At 45.8% G+C, this 16617-nt stretch carries 16 protein-coding genes; 4 read left to right on the forward strand and 12 right to left on the reverse strand.

Annotated elements, in window-relative coordinates; translation table 11 throughout:
- Positions 1-140 precede the first annotated feature (140 nt).
- Positions 141-611, forward strand: coding sequence for a DUF4183 domain-containing protein (locus AC58QM_RS09380; RefSeq protein WP_497283299.1), 471 nt, complete (start codon positions 141-143; stop codon positions 609-611).
- A 101-nt stretch (positions 612-712) separates the two neighbouring features.
- Here the strand turns inward: AC58QM_RS09380 and nrdR are convergent, their stop codons facing one another.
- Positions 713-1192: a transcriptional regulator NrdR gene (gene nrdR / locus AC58QM_RS09385; protein WP_056616650.1), complete on the reverse strand. Its 480-nt coding sequence runs from the start codon at positions 1190-1192 to the stop codon at positions 713-715.
- Between the two features lie 111 nt (positions 1193-1303).
- Between nrdR and AC58QM_RS09390 the strand changes: the two genes are divergently transcribed.
- The gene (locus AC58QM_RS09390) at positions 1304-1513 is read left to right on the forward strand and encodes an alpha/beta-type small acid-soluble spore protein (RefSeq protein WP_065855582.1); all 210 of its coding nucleotides are present in this window, start codon (positions 1304-1306) and stop codon (positions 1511-1513) included.
- A gap of 100 nt (positions 1514-1613) precedes the next feature.
- Here AC58QM_RS09390 and AC58QM_RS09395 read toward each other — a convergent pair whose 3' ends face one another.
- The 5 genes from AC58QM_RS09395 to polA form a co-directional block, all read right to left on the reverse strand.
- The gene (locus AC58QM_RS09395) at positions 1614-2198 is read right to left on the reverse strand and encodes a lytic transglycosylase domain-containing protein (protein WP_497283301.1); all 585 of its coding nucleotides are present in this window, start codon (positions 2196-2198) and stop codon (positions 1614-1616) included.
- Entirely contained in the window at positions 2195-2791 is a 597-nt protein-coding gene (gene coaE / locus AC58QM_RS09400; RefSeq protein WP_497283302.1) for a dephospho-CoA kinase, read from the reverse strand. Before coaE ends, AC58QM_RS09395 begins: the two co-directional genes overlap by 4 nt.
- 35 nt (positions 2792-2826) lie before the next feature.
- Positions 2827-3567, reverse strand: coding sequence for an MntP/YtaF family protein (locus tag AC58QM_RS09405; protein ID WP_497283304.1), 741 nt, complete (start codon positions 3565-3567; stop codon positions 2827-2829).
- A gap of 98 nt (positions 3568-3665) precedes the next feature.
- On the reverse strand, positions 3666-4526 hold the full coding sequence (gene mutM, locus AC58QM_RS09410) for a DNA-formamidopyrimidine glycosylase (protein WP_497283305.1): 861 nt from the start codon (positions 4524-4526) through the stop codon (positions 3666-3668).
- Positions 4527-4584: 58 nt separating this feature from the next.
- Complete coding sequence (gene polA / locus AC58QM_RS09415) at positions 4585-7248, reverse strand: DNA polymerase I (protein ID WP_497283307.1); 2664 nt, start codon at positions 7246-7248, stop codon at positions 4585-4587.
- Between the two features lie 160 nt (positions 7249-7408).
- On the opposite strand from polA, the gene AC58QM_RS09420 reads away from it, so the two are divergent.
- Positions 7409-8158: an HAD family hydrolase gene (locus AC58QM_RS09420; protein WP_497283309.1), complete on the forward strand. Its 750-nt coding sequence runs from the start codon at positions 7409-7411 to the stop codon at positions 8156-8158.
- Positions 8159-8191: 33 nt separating this feature from the next.
- On the opposite strand, the gene AC58QM_RS09425 is transcribed toward AC58QM_RS09420, so the two are convergent.
- On the reverse strand, positions 8192-9934 hold the full coding sequence (locus AC58QM_RS09425) for a GGDEF domain-containing protein (RefSeq protein ID WP_497283311.1): 1743 nt from the start codon (positions 9932-9934) through the stop codon (positions 8192-8194).
- A 171-nt stretch (positions 9935-10105) separates the two neighbouring features.
- Here AC58QM_RS09425 and AC58QM_RS09430 point away from each other — a divergent pair, with 171 nt between their 5' ends.
- Positions 10106-11695 carry a response regulator gene (locus AC58QM_RS09430; protein WP_497283313.1) on the forward strand — a complete coding sequence of 530 codons (1590 nt, stop codon included), beginning with the start codon at positions 10106-10108 and terminating at the stop codon, positions 11693-11695.
- Between the two features lie 62 nt (positions 11696-11757).
- On the opposite strand, the gene phoU is transcribed toward AC58QM_RS09430, so the two are convergent.
- From phoU to AC58QM_RS09455, 5 genes are all read right to left on the reverse strand, one after another.
- Entirely contained in the window at positions 11758-12417 is a 660-nt protein-coding gene (gene phoU / locus AC58QM_RS09435; protein ID WP_310500778.1) for a phosphate signaling complex protein PhoU, read from the reverse strand.
- A 23-nt stretch (positions 12418-12440) separates the two neighbouring features.
- Positions 12441-13208, reverse strand: coding sequence for a phosphate ABC transporter ATP-binding protein PstB (pstB, locus tag AC58QM_RS09440; RefSeq protein WP_310500777.1), 768 nt, complete (start codon positions 13206-13208; stop codon positions 12441-12443).
- 3 nt (positions 13209-13211) lie between these two features.
- Complete coding sequence (gene pstA / locus AC58QM_RS09445) at positions 13212-14069, reverse strand: phosphate ABC transporter permease PstA (RefSeq protein ID WP_497283315.1); 858 nt, start codon at positions 14067-14069, stop codon at positions 13212-13214.
- Positions 14066-15004 (reverse strand): phosphate ABC transporter permease subunit PstC, encoded by a 939-nt coding sequence (gene pstC / locus AC58QM_RS09450; RefSeq protein WP_497283317.1) that lies wholly within the window; start codon positions 15002-15004, stop codon positions 14066-14068. The genes pstA and pstC overlap by 4 nt, the downstream gene beginning before the upstream one ends.
- 576 nt (positions 15005-15580) lie before the next feature.
- Positions 15581-16501, reverse strand: coding sequence for a phosphate ABC transporter substrate-binding protein (locus AC58QM_RS09455; RefSeq protein ID WP_497283319.1), 921 nt, complete (start codon positions 16499-16501; stop codon positions 15581-15583).
- Positions 16502-16617: the final 116 nt, after the last annotated feature.

The following is a 16617-nucleotide window of genomic DNA, read 5'->3' on the forward strand; positions in this document are numbered from 1 at the left end:
TTTTTATTTTTTGTCACATTTCGAAAAAAAACAAATCAATTCGTGTCACCCTCTGAATTTCCCAATCAAACTAGTTTTTTTGAACATATGATATAGCAAGTACTAGAGTTGCATCTACCCCTGCCAAAAGGAGGACAACCATGAGCGAACACTTGATTACACTCCATTTAACAGCGACTAGTGTTGTTTCAGGAACAATTACAACATCTACATCAACAACAACATCTACTACGACAACAACGACGCTTACCCCGCTTGTCAAACGATTTACGGCTAATGTGGTATTAGGAAACATTCTTGGAGGCGTGACTACGATTCTTTCATCTAGCTTTAGAGACGACACAGGAGCTAACTTGCCAACCAATAGTCTGACGGTTCCTGGAAGTAATGGATACTACAATGTATTTGTAAATGGTGTTCTTCAATTAAGCTACTTGACGACTTTAACGACAGCTAGTTTAGTAATTAATACGGGGCTCACCATTGGGGTAACGGTCAACTTAGAAACCTTATCGTTCACAGCCTCCTCGACCTCGACCTCCACTTCAACTTCTACCTCCACCTCAACAACGAACAATCTAGTTGTAACAACAACAGTTAATACTCACTAAACAACTTTCCTTATCAAAAGGTGAACCTAGAAAAGCCGCACCCCCTCATGATACGATCACGAGGTGATGCGGCTTTGTGTCATTTGTGCAGCAGGTGCTACTTATTTGTCCCTAAGTAGACCAACATCATGCTTTCCCAATATTTGCGTTAACTCCTTCAAGAACATATTGATGTCCTTGAATTGCCTATAGACAGAGGCGAAGCGAATGTAGGCCACTTCATCGACGGGGTACAATTGCTCCATCACAATTTCACCAATGCCAAGGCTATCGACTTCGGCATGAGCTGTCGTACGAAGCTGCATTTCGACTTCAGAGACGAGCATCTCTAGCCGCTCCATGGAAACCGGTCTTTTTTCACAAGCACGAATTAAGCCACGTAAAATTTTCTCACGACTAAATTCTTCCCGACTTCCATCTTTTTTAATCACAATTAAAGGTGTTTCTTCAACCATTTCGAAAGTCGTGAATCTTCTTGCGCATTTCTCGCATTCACGGCGACGACGTATGGATTTATTCTCATTGGCAGACCTGGAATCAAGCACTTTCGTACCAGAATGGTCACAGAACGGGCATTTCATTCGCTTTCCTCTCCTTTCTCTCTTGGAAATATCTTTACCAGATGTTACATGTCTTGAAGTTTGACGTTCTGCACACAATAGATTTACCAACCGACAAGGAGGTGAACAGACATGAGCTCAAGCAACACTTTAGTCGTTCCACAAGCTAATGCAGCCTTGGATCAGTTGAAGTACGAGGTAGCTCAGGAGCTAGGTATCGCTATCCCACAAGATGGCTACTATGGCAACATGACTTCTCGTGACACTGGCTCTATTGGTGGTAGCATTACTCGTCGCCTGGTGCAAATCGCAGAACAATCTCTAGCAGGTCAATTCAAGTAATCTTGATTAGCCCAAGCTTTTGATTCTGCCAAACAGGAAGTATTGGACTCTTCGCTCCCCCGGGAGCTAGTCCAATGCTTCTTTGTTTGTGCACAGACCGCTAAGCAGCTCCGTTCTCGTTCCATTGCTCCGTGTACAGCTTCGTATACTTCTCATAATAATACAGCACACGCTGCACATAATGCCGTGTTTCACCAAAAGGAATATCACTGATATTCGACTCGGTTCCATCCCACACTTGATTATTCTTCCATTTATTCACATTGCCTTGTCCTGCATTATACGCCGCGATAGCGTAGATTAGATTCCCATTATAATGCTTGATCAGCCAATTCAGATACCAAGATCCCAGAAAAATATTAATATCTACACGAAGCAAATCTTCTTGCGTATGAGGCCCTAAATTCGTCGATTCAACAATCCATTCAGCGGTATCAGGCATAAGCTGCATAAGCCCTAATGCCCCTTTACTTGATTCTAAATGATATTTATAATTCGTTTCAACTCGAATAATGGCTGCAATTAGAAAAGGGTCTATATTGTGTTTCGCCGCGCTTTGCTTAATCTCCTGCTCAAAGTAGATGGGGTACAGCTTTCTGCCTATAATTGCGCTATTCATGAAGAGGATCATGACAAAAGCAATTAGCAGAATAGCAAACATTCGCTTTTTCCGAAAGAACGTCATGCTAATCCCTTCCCTGCCCAAAACCGCTCTACCCTCATGTTGGTTTCTTCCCAAGTCCCGCTATTATCAATCACAATATCTGCAAGCTTACGCTTCTCTTCAATCGACATCTGTGCATCAAGACGAAGCTGAGCTGTCTCTGCAGACAAGCCATCTCGCTGCATCAATCGTTCCAACTGCAAGTGACGCGGAATATAAACAACCATAATCTCCTCAAACATGGACACCAAATTCGATTCTATGAGTAAAGGAACATCGACCACAACCAGCTTGGTGGGATAGTCCCGTTCATACGTTGTCATCTGCTCGCGCATCCTTGCACGAATAGGGGGATGAAGCAAGCCCTCAAGCTGTTGCCGTGCTTCAGGGGATCCAAAAATGATTTCACCGAGCATCTTACGTTGCAGTGATCCATCGGGTCCAATCACAGCTTGTCCAAATGCAGCAGCAACCTGTTCAAGAACAGGGCTGCCAGGCTCGACAACATCACGAGCAATCTGATCGGCATCGATTAAAAGGGCACCACGGCTAACGAGCATACGGCTAACCGTGCTTTTTCCACAGGCAATACCTCCTGTTAAGCCGATATTCATAATCGCTTCTCTCCTAAAAGTTCATTGATAGTGAACTATAGCATTTTCAAAAGTCCCATGATAATAAGTACACATCCTGGAAGGATAGACAACTTTTTCATCCAGTTCATCTCGGCATATCGGAAACCAATCCGCAAGCCAACTGCAAGCAAAGATCCGCTTGAAATAGAAATAACAGAAGCCGTTAATAACGGCACGAACCCAATCAGAGCAGCACCAATGCCCGCTCCGAAAGCATCCAAAGAGAGCGCTAAGCCGAGTAATGTAGCCTCAGAAGCTGAGATATTCCCTGACTTATCAACATCCGCTATGGAAGGCGTCCGTAATATTTGAATCACAAGGCCAAAACGTTTTAGCTCAATACTCAGAATTTCTTTGGTGCGCTGCAGCGTATCAAACGTCACCGGCTCCACATAACCAGAGTTGCGAATCTCGCTGTAGGGCATGCTGCTGACCACCGCTTGATCTGGCGTATTGGCAGGCTGCTCCTGTTGCGTTTGGTTTTTCTGCCCTTGTCTCATCTGAACAAGAGCCCACACACCAATACCGATAAGGATGAAAGCCCCAATACGTTTGGCAACCCCTGGGGACATAAAGGACGACATCAAAACGCCGATCTGCATCGATGTAAATATAATAATACCAGACCATAGCGATATAATTCCAATTGAGACCAGCGGTATTCGGATTTTGCGTAACCCATACATGACACCAACACCGAAACCGTCCAATGAAACTGCAAAAGCCAAAATGAGCAGAGAAATGACAGGAAGCATACAAACCCTCCTAAGCGTTTTACCTAAATAACAGGCCGCATGGGCTATTACCTAGGCTAAGTACTCCATATCATATGGGGAGGGTACGCTTCTCGTTCCTATTTCTCCGACTTCTTTCCTGACCGCTTGGGCTTAAGTGGCTGACACGTGAGACAAATGTGTGTCCCTCTGCCGCCTACAACTGTTTTTACAATTTCATTCCCACACGTTTTGCAGGGCTGTGATTGTCGTCCATAAATGTTCAATTGGTGCTGGAAAAGGCCGATTTCTCCTTGTCCATTCACATACGATTTAATGGATGATCCGCCCACATCAACCGAATCTTGAAGGGTTCGAATGATTGACTCATGCAACAACGCTAGCTCCTTCTTACTCAGCGAGGAAGCTTCCCTTTCGGGATGAATGCCCGCTAAGAAGAGGGACTCGTCTACATAAATATTCCCGATGCCCACAATATATGCTTGATTGAGCAGCAGCGGCTTGATCTTCGTAGCTCGATGGGCAATGGCACCGCGAAACGCTTCGTACGTGAACGCCTCATCGAGCGGCTCAAGACCGAGTTTAACGAGCGGAGGCTGTGCAAGCTCTTCCCCCTTAGGGAACAGATGCATCGTGCCGAATTGGCGCACATCTTTGTACCGCAGCTCACTTTCATCTGTAAAACGAAACAACACATGCGTATGTGACTCTAGCGGATCATCGCCGGCGTACAAACCATAACGGCCTTCCATGCGCAAATGGGAGACCATCACGTAGTCCGTGAGCACGAAGCGTAGAAACTTCCCTCTTCGCTCAATCGTTTCAACCGTTTGACCTTGCAGCAATGTTTCAAACTGCTGAATATCGTCCGGCTTTTGGATAATACGAGGCAGCCTCACCACAACATTAGCGATCGTTTTGCCTGTGATTAACTCATTTAAAGTTCGTTTGACGGTTTCGACCTCGGGTAGCTCAGGCAAGGTGTTCACCTCCTTCTAGTTGTTAAATCCGTACGCAGCACATACGGCTTGCTCCTTGTTACTTCGCATCATACCAAGTGAGACCAAAATCAACGTCCGCACGTAAAGGAACGTCCAGCTTCAGTGCTGCTGCCATGACTTCAGGCACCAACGCCTTCATCGTTTCTAGCTCATCTGCCGGCACTTCAAAGACAAGCTCATCGTGTACTTGAAGCAGCATACGGCTTTTCAGTCCGTCTTTTACCAAACGATCTGCCATTTGAACCATGGCCAGCTTGATGATATCGGCGGCAGTTCCTTGAATAGGCGTATTCATTGCGGTACGTTCAGCGAAAGAACGGATATTAAAGTTGGAATGTGTAATTTCGGGCAACATTCGGCGACGCTGCAGCAATGTCGTTACATACCCATCCCTGCGAGCATCCTTGACGATGTCATCCATATATCGGCGAACCCCTTGGAACACAGCGAAATACTGTTCAATGAATTGCGCCGCTTCCCGACGGGTAATGTCTAAATTCTGGGACAAACCGTAATCGCTAATGCCGTAAACGATACCGAAGTTAACGGCTTTCGCTTGTCGACGCATATTGCTGTCTACGGCGCTTTCTTCTACGCCGAAGACGTCCATCGCCGTCTTCGTGTGAATGTCCATATTCTGAAGGAACGCTTCCTTCAGCTTCTCATCCTGCGAGATGTGCGCTAGCACGCGCAGCTCGATCTGGGAGTAATCCGCTGCGAGAATGTACCATCCTGGTTCGGATGGAACGAAAACCTTGCGGATCTTGCGGCCCTCCTCCAGACGAATCGGAATGTTCTGGAGGTTCGGGAACTGGCTGCTGAGACGTCCCGTCGCGGCAATGGTCTGACGGTAATAGGTATGCACCTTACCGGTCTCTGGCCGCACCTCTTTGAGCAGCCCCTCGACGTACGTCGACTGCAGCTTCGAAAGCGAGCGGTAGTGGAGAATCTGCCCTACGACTTCGTTGTAGGGCGCAAGGCGCTCGAGCACCTCGGCATCCGTCGAGTAGCCGGTCTTGGTCTTCTTCGAAGCTGGCAGACCCAGCTTCTCGAATAGAATCTCACCGAGCTGCTTCGGTGAGTTGATGTTGAACTCGACGCCGGCAAGCTTGTAAATGCTGGACATGATCGTGTCCAGTTGTTTACCAAGCTCCACGCCGAGCGATTTAAGCCCTTCGGCATCCACCGCGATGCCGCGCATCTCCATCTCCGCGAGAACGCCGGAGAGGGGCAGTTCAAGCTCGTAGAAGAGGTGGTGCATACCACTCTTCTCTAACTCATCGCGCAGTACGGGCACCATGCGCGCCATCGCCATCGCTTTGCGACCCAAGTGGTCGCTAAGCGCAGCCATTTCCGGCAGGCGAAACTTCGCGCCTTTGCCGAACACATCCTCGTCTGCCTTCACGTTAGGCAGACCATATTTCACAGACAGGCCGCTCATACTGAGATTCGACTCCGTCGGATCGAGGAGATAGGCGGCCAGCAGCACGTCGAAATCCACCCCTGCGAGGTGGATGCCCTGCCAAGCCAGCGCCAGCTGCGCACGGTGCAGGTCGAAGAGCTGCTTCTTCTTCGACGCATCGCTGAGCCAATCGCGCAGCGGCTTGCCCGCATTGCTTTGCAGCAGCGCAAACGGTACGAAGTAGGAGGTATTCCCGCTCCCATCATCCACGAACCATACAACACCAACCATGACGGCTTGATGCGGATTCTCACCTACAGCTTCCACGTGGATAGCGGCATGGTCGTCCAACTGAGCAATCAGTGTCTCGATATTGGCTTCCGTAACCGCAACGGCTTCCAGACTCTCGACGACGAGATCTTCGGCTTCTACGCTGGCAGTACCGAAATCCATCTTCTCCAGCAGCGACTTGAACTCTAGTTTGCGAAACATGCTAGATAGCGCTTGTCCATCAAAGCCATCATAACGGAACGAATCCCAAGCGGTTTCCATCGGAACCTCACGATAAATCGTGGCTAATTCCTTACTCATGAGGGCACTCTTGGCATGCTCCTCCACTTTCTCTTTCATCTTGCCTTTCAGACTTGCTGTGTTGGCCAACACTTCTTCGACCGTGCCAAAGTCATGGAGCATTTTGAGCGCCGTCTTCTCACCTACGCCGGGAATACCCGGAATATTATCGGACGTATCGCCCATCAAACCCTTCAAATCAATAATTTGATTAGGCGTTAGACCGTATTTTTCTTGGATCGCTTCGGGATTGTACAGATCCATTTCACTGATCCCCTTACGGGTAATCGCGACTGTAACCTGATCTGAAGCGAGCTGCAGCATATCCTTATCCCCAGATACGAGAAGGACTTTCTCCCCTTTCGCATCCGCGGCCTTCGTCAACGTACCGATAATATCATCCGCTTCATAGCCGGACAGCTCGAATTGCGGTATTTTAAAAGCCTTCAATAATTCTTTAATTAAAGGAAATTGTTCCGAGAGCTCTGTCGGTGTTTTCGCCCGCCCGCCTTTATACTCGGTATATTCTTTATGTCGAAACGTAATTTTCCCTGCGTCAAAAGCAACAAGAAAATGGGTTGGCTTTTCCTCTTCAATCAATTTCAGCAGCATGGTCGTGAAGCCATACACCGCATTGGTATGTAAACCACTCGAATTACTGAGCAGCGGCAACGCATAGAAGGCACGAAACGCAATTGAGTTGCCATCAATAATAATTAGCTTATCCATAAGTTCCACCCCAATTTTAGACATACTTCCTTCATCATAGCATACGAAATTAAAATAAAAAAACGGTTCCCTACATAAACATGTAAGGAACCCAAATAAACGATTGCTTGCAACGATTTATCAGTTAAGATGGTCCGGTCTTCAGAAGGAGGTTCTCCGTATGAGTCCTTTTTTCTCACCCACACGTAAAAAGGTTATTTTCTTTGATATGAATAATACGATTCTAGATCGCAGGCAATGTTTCGATTCCGCTTTTCTTGAAGTCATGCAGGATTTCACAGCAAGATGGGACACGGAGGATACGAAACTGACCGCACAAGAGGCTCTGAATAGCTATAAAGCCGAGTGGAGCCGCCATCGTAAATCACCTATCCGAAGCCCCATCTCGCCTGACGAGCTGCGGCATATTTGTTTAATTAAGGCGCTCCACCCTTTTCCGATGCAAGTAAGCACCGCGTTTACACGCACCTTTTTTCATCAAATTGAAGAAAAAGAAGATAATTTCGTCGCGTTATTCCCGGGGGTTGAAGATACACTTGAAGCGCTGTCTCGTCACTATAAGTTGGCTATCATCAGCAATGGCAATCGGAATCGATTGCAACGCAACTTGGAGAAGATGAAGCTAACCTCCTGGTTTGATCAGGATCGTTTATTTACGACCGAGAATGATGGTCCGCGAAAGCCGCATCCCGCGATTTTTGAGCAAGCCCTGAAATCGATGAGCACGGCTGCTGGTCAAAGTGTAATGGTTGGAAATTCATGGCGTAACGATGTGGTCGGCGCGGCTTCAACGGGAATGGACGCGGTATGGATTCACCCGGCCAATATTAAGAAAATCTCGGAGAGGCGAATCGGGAAACAGAAAGTCATCATCGTCCGTTCATTTAAACAATTGATTTATACCTTCTGATCAGTATGTAAGATATCGTTACTTGCGTATGTATTAACCCAATGCTTGAAAATAATAGATACTGCCTTGATGCGCCTTCGCTTGCTTCTTTAACTGGGCGGCTGTTTGCGAAATGTGCTCAAGCGCAATGGGGGATTCACTACTGCACATGACTAACGACAGCGACAACGTGACCCCCTCGCTCTTCACTTGTACACCACTCCGATCCACCACATGCTCCCATTCTTCTCCCTCGTAAAAATGCCTTACGCCCAATTCAAAACGATTAATGATTTCCTGACAGAGCAGCTTCGGCGATACGGTCGTAGAGATCGCAATGAAATCGTCTCCTCCAACATGCCCTACAAAATCATACGGTGTCCCATAAAATGCGACCGATTGCTGCATCACATCCGCTGTGTATTGGATAAGCTGGTCTCCTTTTTGAAAGCCAAATCGATCATTGAACCACTTAAAATAATCCAAATCCGCATAGATGACATGGAAAGGCTCTTTCTCATTAATTCGTTTGCTCAATTCCCGATTTATCTGTAAATTCCCTGGAAGACCGGTCAGCGGATTAGCCACACGAGCGGATTCCATTCTGACATTCGTAATACTTTCCAGAATCGTTCGTATCGACGCAGCGCCAGCCATTTTCCCATTACTCGTAATAATGACAAGATCGTATAAATGGTGAATAGCACGGGATGTGGCTAGAAGGGATACTTGCTCAACAGCCACCTGCTCGTCAACAATCAACGGCGTCGCATCCATCACGCTATCAATTGTCCGGTTCCAGTACAAGGAGTAGGCATATTGCCCCGCCAAATGCTGAAACAAGCGCTCTCTCATCATTAATCCCATTGGTCTCTCGTCATGTACGATGACAACCCCGACGGCTTCTTGATTCTTCTTAAAGTAATCTGCTATCTCTGAAATCATTGTCTGCGTATGGAACACGCCTACAGGCGTTTTCAACCCACCGATATGCCACGTCATATTGCCTCCTTGTACATTGCGATACTGCCAGATGATCATTTTATGCGTATCTTGCAGCCGAGCTGGTGAGGTGGCGGGTTTGCCGAGCAGGTATCCTTGTGCGTAATGCACACCCATTTGTGTTAATTTCGCCAGTTCCTCTATCTGTTCAATCCCCTCAGCGATCAATGCGATGTTCATTTTCTGGGCAAAAGTAACGAAGGTTTCGAGAATATACGCTTTCACTTTATTCTTATGTATATCTTCAATCAGTGAGCGATCAATTTTTATAAAATCCGGCTGCAGTTCAGCAATCGCTTGAAGGGAAGAGTACCCTGCTCCCGCGTCATCAATTGCGATTCGATAGCCTTGTGTCCGGTAATGCGCAAGTATTTTTTTGGCGAGCGAGAAGTCCTCGATGGAGCTTCTTTCCGTAATTTCGAAAACCACATTACTTGGGCTAAGTCCATATTTCTGTAAGATATCTAACGTTTTGCCTGGTACGAATCCTGGGTCTTCTAATACGTGTGATGAAATATTGATAAACAGCAGCTGCTCTTTATGCTCCAATATGGAGCCTTGTATGGCCTTCTCGCGTGCCAACTGTTCCAACCGATACAGTTCGCCTTGTTGTTCCGCATATTGAAACAACCCTAACGGGGAATGGAACGGAGAATCGACGGGGCCACGCGTTAAGGCCTCATATCCCATCACTTGACCATCCCGCAGCGAAACAATCGGCTGATAAACGGAAAAAATACGTTGATCATCCATCAGCTTTTGGAACTGTATTGCAACATCTGCCTGAGCATTCATGTCCATCATCCCTCATCTATTTCATCATGTATGACCATTCTATCAAACCAAATGATAGGCTTGATTAACCTTATGTAAAATGTATGTAAAGACTTTAAAGAAAAAAGAGGGAATTTCACTTTTTCCTCGAAAAGGTGTGGTATAGATTGTTAGGTGCTTATCGCAGATCTCGTGCAGAAAGGACAAGCGATGGAACAACAAGTGAAAATCTTGGCGGTAGATGATCGCTATGAAAACTTGCTGGCGTTGAATAGTATTCTTGCCTCTTCTTCCTATGACGTTATTTCTTTACAATCAGGGGAGGAAGCACTTCGCTATTTATTGAAAGAACCTGCCGATCATATTGCGGTTATTTTGATGGATGTGCAGATGCCAGGACTTAGCGGCTTTGAAACTGTAGAGTTAATTAAGCAACGGAAAGCTTGTCAAGATATCCCGATTATATTCTTAACTGCCCTGAGTACCTCAATTGAGCATGTCTTGAGAGGCTACCATGTGGGATCGATAGATTATTTATTTAAACCTGTTCATCCCAAAATGCTGCGCATGAAGGTCGATGGCTTCGTCAATATGCATCTGAACCATCAGAAGCTAAAGGCTCAGAGTGAGCTTTTACATAAACGCACGTTGGATTTAGAAGAAACGAATCGCAAGCTAGCGGCAGCCGAAGGAAAATTAATCGAACAAAACTTACTTCTTGAGAATTGGGTTGAAGAACGTACCTCTGAGCTTGTGGATGCCCATGAAAAGCTTATGAACTCCCAAGAACATTTCAAAAAAATGTTCATCCTCTCCCCTTCTTTAATGGCCATCCGACGACTGCCTGATCTTACCTATCTGGAAGTAAATGAGAGCTGGAAGCAGCACACAGGCTACGGTGACGAGGTAATTGGCACTTCCTTGAATCTCATGCGTGATGAGCTCGACAATGCAGCGAATTATGGCGACATCGTCCGAAATGAGAAGGTCCGTTACGTCACAAAGTCTGGTGACATTCGTACAGCCTTGTTATCAACAGAGATTATCGATATCGAGGACGAAAACTGTTTGCTCCATGTTGCTGTTGATATTACCGAAAGTCTCCGTTTTGAAACTGAAATGGCACGTTTAGCTCAGTTAAATCTAGTCGGGGAAATGGCCGCTGGTATCGCGCATGAAATACGGAATCCGATGACAACCATCCGAGGCTTCCTTCAACTCTTTCAAGAGAACGATCGCCATATGCAAAAAGAATACATCCCCATCATGTTAGAAGAATTAGATCGCGCCAACGAAATCATCACGGAATACCTTTCCCTTGCTAAAAATAAGCAATCCCATCAGCGCCCTGAGAATATCAATCGGATCATTGAAAGTTTGCTGCCTTTGATTCAAGCAGAAGCGGTTATGTCAGGTAAACATGTTAATGGCCAATTTGGTTATTGTCCGGAGATACAACTAGACGACAAAGAAATGCGACAGCTTATTTTGAACATGTGTATGAACGGGCTCGAAGCGATGACGATTGGCGGAACCTTAAATATCGAAACCTATCAGGAGACTGAACATGTCGTTCTCTTAATAGCCGATCAAGGCAGTGGAATCAAAACCGAACACTTAGAGAAGTTAGGTCGACCCTTCTTCACCACCAAAGATGAAGGAACCGGTCTTGGCTTAGCAATCTGCTACAGCATTGCAGCAAGGCATCGTGCAACGATTGAAGTGAGCTCCAGCGTAAAAGGCACCACTTTCTTAATTCGCTTCCCGCTTCAGTCCAAATAAAAAAGGACCGCCCCCCAAGTAGATGAATTACTTAGGTGGGGATGGTCCTTTTGTTCACTTAGTTACACGTTCAGATCCTTACGTTTCCCAGTAACCATATAGATGACGCCCTCGCCGATATTCGTCGTGTGATCTGCCACACGCTCTAAGAAGTGGGCAACAAATAACAAATGGGTCAATTGACGATTCCGATGATAATCCGTTCCCATCATGCCCATTAGCTCCTGCATGACCGTGCTATATAGCTTATCTACTCGGTCATCCTTCTCAGCCAGCGATGCCGCTCTATGTACATCGCGTTCGGTATAGGAGAGAAGGCTCTCGTGCAGCATTTCGATAGCAATTTCGGCCATTTGCGGAATGACTTCAAGCGGCTTTACCAACTCTTCGCCCGCGAACCGAATCGTAATCTTGGCAATATCAACAGCATGGTCCGCAATACGTTCCAAATCTGTTGCAATTTTCAGAGCCGTCCCAATGATACGAAGGTCACTCGCCATGGGTTGTTGTAAAGCTATTAATCGCAAACACAGCTCATCGATGGTTGTTAAATAATCATCGATGAGATCATCCTTCTGAATGACTTGTGTAGCAGCTTTCTCATCTAGATTGGCCAGGGATTCCACTGATTTAAAAATTAATTCCTCTACACTTTCTCCCATTTGCTGAAGTTCTTTTTGCAGTAGTGCTAATGATTGATGAAATCCCGGTCTTGCATCCATGTCTATCGCTCCCTCTATGTGATTTATCCGAATCGGCCTGTAATGTAATCTTCAGTACGTTGGTCATTCGGATTCGTGAAGATCTTATCGGTTTGGTCTGTCTCAACTAAATAACCGTTAAGGAAGAAGGAGGTCATATCTGATATTCTCGCTGCTTGCTGCATGTTGTGTGTCACGATGATGATCGTATACTTCTCTTTTAAGGTTTGTGTAAGTTCTTCTACCTTCAACGTTGAAATTGGATCCAAGGCCGACGTCGGCTCATCCATGAGCAGCACATCTGGTTCTACCGCCAGTAGACGCGCAATACATAGACGTTGCTGTTGTCCACCGGATAATCCCATCGCGGATTTGTTCAATCGATCCTTAACTTCATCCCAAAGTGCGGCTTGTACGAGACTACGTTCTACAATTTCATCCAGCACTGCTTTTTTCTTCGTGCCATGAATCCGCGGACCATAAGCGATGTTATCGTAAATGCTCATAGGGAACGGATTTGGACGTTGAAATACCATGCCTACACGTTTGCGCAGTGAAACAACATCAGATTCGGCACCATAAATATTATGGCCGTCCACAGCTACGTTACCTGTGATTCGCACGCTATCAATCAGGTCATTCATTCTGTTCAAGGTACGTAGGAACGTTGACTTCCCACAGCCCGAAGGGCCGATCAGCGCGGAAATAGATCCCGTTTCGATATTCAGATCGATATTGTGAAGAGCTTGATTTTCGCCATAAAACAAATTTAGTTTCTCTGCTCTAATTTTATACTTCGTCGCAATAGCCATGTGTTATTTCCCCCCGGAAAGTCTTTTTTGTAAGATTCGACTTGGTATCGAAACTAGCAGATTGAAGATGAGGACAACGATTAGTAGTAAAGCAGCACTTCCTTTTGCGACTTCTTTCGCATCAGGAACAAGTGATTCTGCACCGATGTACCAGAGATGAACGGACAGGGTCTCTCCCATTTTGAGTGGGTTGAAATCAGGGAAGAACCTAGAAACGGACAAACCAGCTGTATAAATTAGGATCGCTGACTCACCAAGTGCGCGCCCTGCGATTAGTGTAATTCCAGTTATCAAGCTAGGAAGAGCAGCTGGGATAAGCACCTTGCGGATCGCTTGCCATTTCGTTGAGCCGAGGGCCAAACTTGCTTCCCAGTAGGATTCAGGTACCGTTCGAATAGCTTCTTCCGTAACCCGCACCATCACAGGTAAATTCAGAAGTGCAACTGTGGCCGCGCCACCTAATATTGAAAATTTAAGCCCTAGTAAATTCGCGAATAACAAAAATCCGAAAAGTCCAAACACGATAGAAGGAACGGAAGAAAGGGCCTCAACGGAAATTCGGACAAGGTCCGTGAACCAATTCTTTTGTGCATAGATGGCTAGGTATATACCTGAAAATAAACCGATCGGAATCGAGATTATGAGTGAAAGGAACAACACATAAAACGAGTTGAACAGCTGTGGTCCTACACCCCCGCCTGCTTTAATCTCTTCTGGCTTACCGAAGATGAAATGCCAGGATAAGTGCGGGATGCCATCGCCTAAAATGCGAATCAGGAACCATGCCAGAATGCCGATAATGACTATGCCTGATGACCAGAAATAGATGGTTGCGATGCGGTCTGTTGTTTTACTTGTCATTTGAGTTCACTCCTCTTAGCTACAATACGAATGATGAGAATGAGGGATAAGGAGATGACAAGGAGCAGCAGAGCCATCAGATAAAGCGCATTGTTCCATGTTGAACCGTAATTGGTATTCCCCATATCTTTGACGATTGCTGTTGTTAACACCGTTGTCGAGTCGAGTAGCGATTTCGGCATCTGCGGAGAGTTCCCGATTACCATGAATACTGCCATGGTCTCACCAATCGCGCGGCCCATCCCTAGAATGATCGCTGTAAGAATACCAGGTCTCGCCGCTGGCAAGAGTACACGCCACATGGTTTGCCACCGAGTTGCTCCCAATGCTAGTGAAGCTTCTTCCAAACGACCAGGAAGTGAACGAATTGCATCTTCCGAAATGGACAGAATAGTAGGTAGGATCATAATCGCTAGGATGATTGCCGCGGGTAAAATTCCGTAGCCGATGCCACCTGTTATTTTACCTAAGGCAGGTACAATGACAGTCATCCCGATCAAACCGTAAACTACTGACGGAATGCCCACGAATAAATCGGTTGCTGGTCGCATGATCTCACGCATCCATTTCGGGGCGATTTTGGCCATGAACAAAGCACCAGATAAGGCGAGCGGAACGGATATAACGACTGCCACTAATGTCATTAACAATGTGCTGTACAGGAATGGAAATGCTCCAAATTTATTTGAGCCAGGCGTCCAATCTGTAGAGAAGAAAAATTCTATCGGACTTACACCTTGGAAGGTCTTGATGCCTTGCATCCCTACGAAAATAATAATAGAGAAAATGATGGCAGACACTAAAGCAGCACTACCTACAAACAACCATCTCATTATCTTATCTTGTCTATGCTGTCTTTGGGTCCATTTGGTGATGACTGGACGATTCTTTTCATCCGCTTTGGCGCTGGTTAGTTGATCTACTATGGAATTCACTTCGTGATTCCCCTTTCTCTACAATACACAGGACTTACTATTATCATAGAATATGAATGTCATTGGATCGTAAATGAATTGTTAAGGGAATGTAAAAGTTTTGAGTTGGAGGCGCGGAAATATGGCGGCTGCAGGGTGCGGCATAGCTCCTCTTAGCGCTCATTTCGCGCTATTGACTCTGCCTTTCCGTCTGTGTTTGCTTTAGTCCGATTTTCCCTAATTAAACTGAGGATTCCTCCTAAAAAAGGAGCATTAGTCAGGTTCCTCCGAACTATTCAGCCATTTTCTGTTGGTGGAGGATGTTTTGGGAGATATAGTTGGGTAGATTGTGACTAAATACGAATTGATGATGCGTACGGTGCGATTAATTCGGTAATTTCGAACTATTGGGTGCTGGAGCAGCGATAGAGCTCTTGGGCGAGCTGTTACTCGAATTTTTCGTGTATCTCGCTGTCCCAACGGCTAACGCGGTGCTCCATCGCCCCTAGCCGGAGTTACTTCACCCGCCGCGCAGCGAGCTAACTCCCTAAAAAAAAAGAGCGCCGCATATTTATGCAGACGCTCTTCATCTAATGCTTATTTTTTCAACAAATCAGCTGGTAAGAATTTCAACTCACGAACTTGTTTAGCTTGGAACTCTTTGCTGGAGATGTAGTCGATGAATGCTTTAGTAGCACCTTTCGCTTCACCTTTTGTGTACATATGCTCAACACCGAACAATTTGTAAGTGCCGTTTTTGATGTTATCTTCTGTGAAAGCTACGCCATCAAGTTTCAATGCTTTTACAGTGTCATCGATGTAAGGTGTATCCACATAACCAATGGAACCGGATTGACCAACAACCGCTGTTTTCATAGCTCCACTGTTCTCTTGTGTAATACCGTCTTTTGTGAAATCTTTGTTATCCAAAATAATTTGTTTAACTAGTGTACGGGAACCTGAGCTATCTGGACGGTGAACAAGAACGATTTTCGCGTCATTGCCGCCAACTTCTTTCCAGTTCGTGATTTTACCCATGTAAATGTCAGCAGCTTGTGCTTTCGTTACGCTGTCTACTTTCACATCTTTGTTAACGATGAATGCGAAAGGCGCGATTGCTACTTGGTGATCAACAAGACCTTTATCTTTATATTCTGCAGCTGGCTCAACGTCGGAGTTACCGATGTCGGATGTACCGTCAGCTACGTTTTTAATTCCTGTACCTGAACCACCAGCCGTAACGTTAATTGTTACTTTAGGGTTCTTTTCCATGAACTCAGTTGCTGCTTGTTTAACTAATGGAAGAAGTGCGCTGGAACCAGAAGCTGTTACTGTACCGCTCAATTCTGTTTTTGGTGTTTCGCTCGGTTTTGCTGAAGCAGATGCTGCTGTTGTTGGTGCTGTTGTTGCCGCTGCATTGTTTGTCTCTGTTTTTGCGCCGCAACCAACCAAAGTCCCCATCATTAATACCGCGGATAGTGTAAATGTAATTCCTTTTTTCGACATGAAGTTAAACATAGTTAACATGTCCTCCTTTGAATGTATGTGCTGGATTTGGTTAAGCTCGATCCCCATCTTCTTGTGTGTTGAACGACCTTACTTCCATATGGTAACAAGCGAATGTAAAATACAAA

The organism is Paenibacillus sp. J22P165, from assembly GCF_059692015.1.

What these genes read in the sequence shown, in the direction of transcription:
- AC58QM_RS09380 (WP_497283299.1), top strand. Translation starts at nt 141, where the DNA reads ATGAGCGAACACTTGATTACACTCCATTTAACAGCGACTAGTGTTGTT.
- nrdR (WP_056616650.1), bottom strand. Translation starts at nt 1,192, where the DNA reads ATGAAATGCCCGTTCTGTGACCATTCTGGTACGAAAGTGCTTGATTCC.
- AC58QM_RS09390 (WP_065855582.1), top strand. Translation starts at nt 1,304, where the DNA reads ATGAGCTCAAGCAACACTTTAGTCGTTCCACAAGCTAATGCAGCCTTG.
- AC58QM_RS09395 (WP_497283301.1), bottom strand. Translation starts at nt 2,198, where the DNA reads ATGACGTTCTTTCGGAAAAAGCGAATGTTTGCTATTCTGCTAATTGCT.
- coaE (WP_497283302.1), bottom strand. Translation starts at nt 2,791, where the DNA reads ATGAATATCGGCTTAACAGGAGGTATTGCCTGTGGAAAAAGCACGGTT.
- AC58QM_RS09405 (WP_497283304.1), bottom strand. Translation starts at nt 3,567, where the DNA reads ATGCTTCCTGTCATTTCTCTGCTCATTTTGGCTTTTGCAGTTTCATTG.
- polA (WP_497283307.1), bottom strand. Translation starts at nt 7,248, where the DNA reads ATGGATAAGCTAATTATTATTGATGGCAACTCAATTGCGTTTCGTGCC.
- AC58QM_RS09420 (WP_497283309.1), top strand. Translation starts at nt 7,409, where the DNA reads ATGAGTCCTTTTTTCTCACCCACACGTAAAAAGGTTATTTTCTTTGAT.
- AC58QM_RS09425 (WP_497283311.1), bottom strand. Translation starts at nt 9,934, where the DNA reads ATGAATGCTCAGGCAGATGTTGCAATACAGTTCCAAAAGCTGATGGAT.
- phoU (WP_310500778.1), bottom strand. Translation starts at nt 12,417, where the DNA reads ATGGATGCAAGACCGGGATTTCATCAATCATTAGCACTACTGCAAAAA.
- pstB (WP_310500777.1), bottom strand. Translation starts at nt 13,208, where the DNA reads ATGGCTATTGCGACGAAGTATAAAATTAGAGCAGAGAAACTAAATTTG.
- pstA (WP_497283315.1), bottom strand. Translation starts at nt 14,069, where the DNA reads ATGACAAGTAAAACAACAGACCGCATCGCAACCATCTATTTCTGGTCA.
- AC58QM_RS09455 (WP_497283319.1), bottom strand. Translation starts at nt 16,501, where the DNA reads ATGTTTAACTTCATGTCGAAAAAAGGAATTACATTTACACTATCCGCG.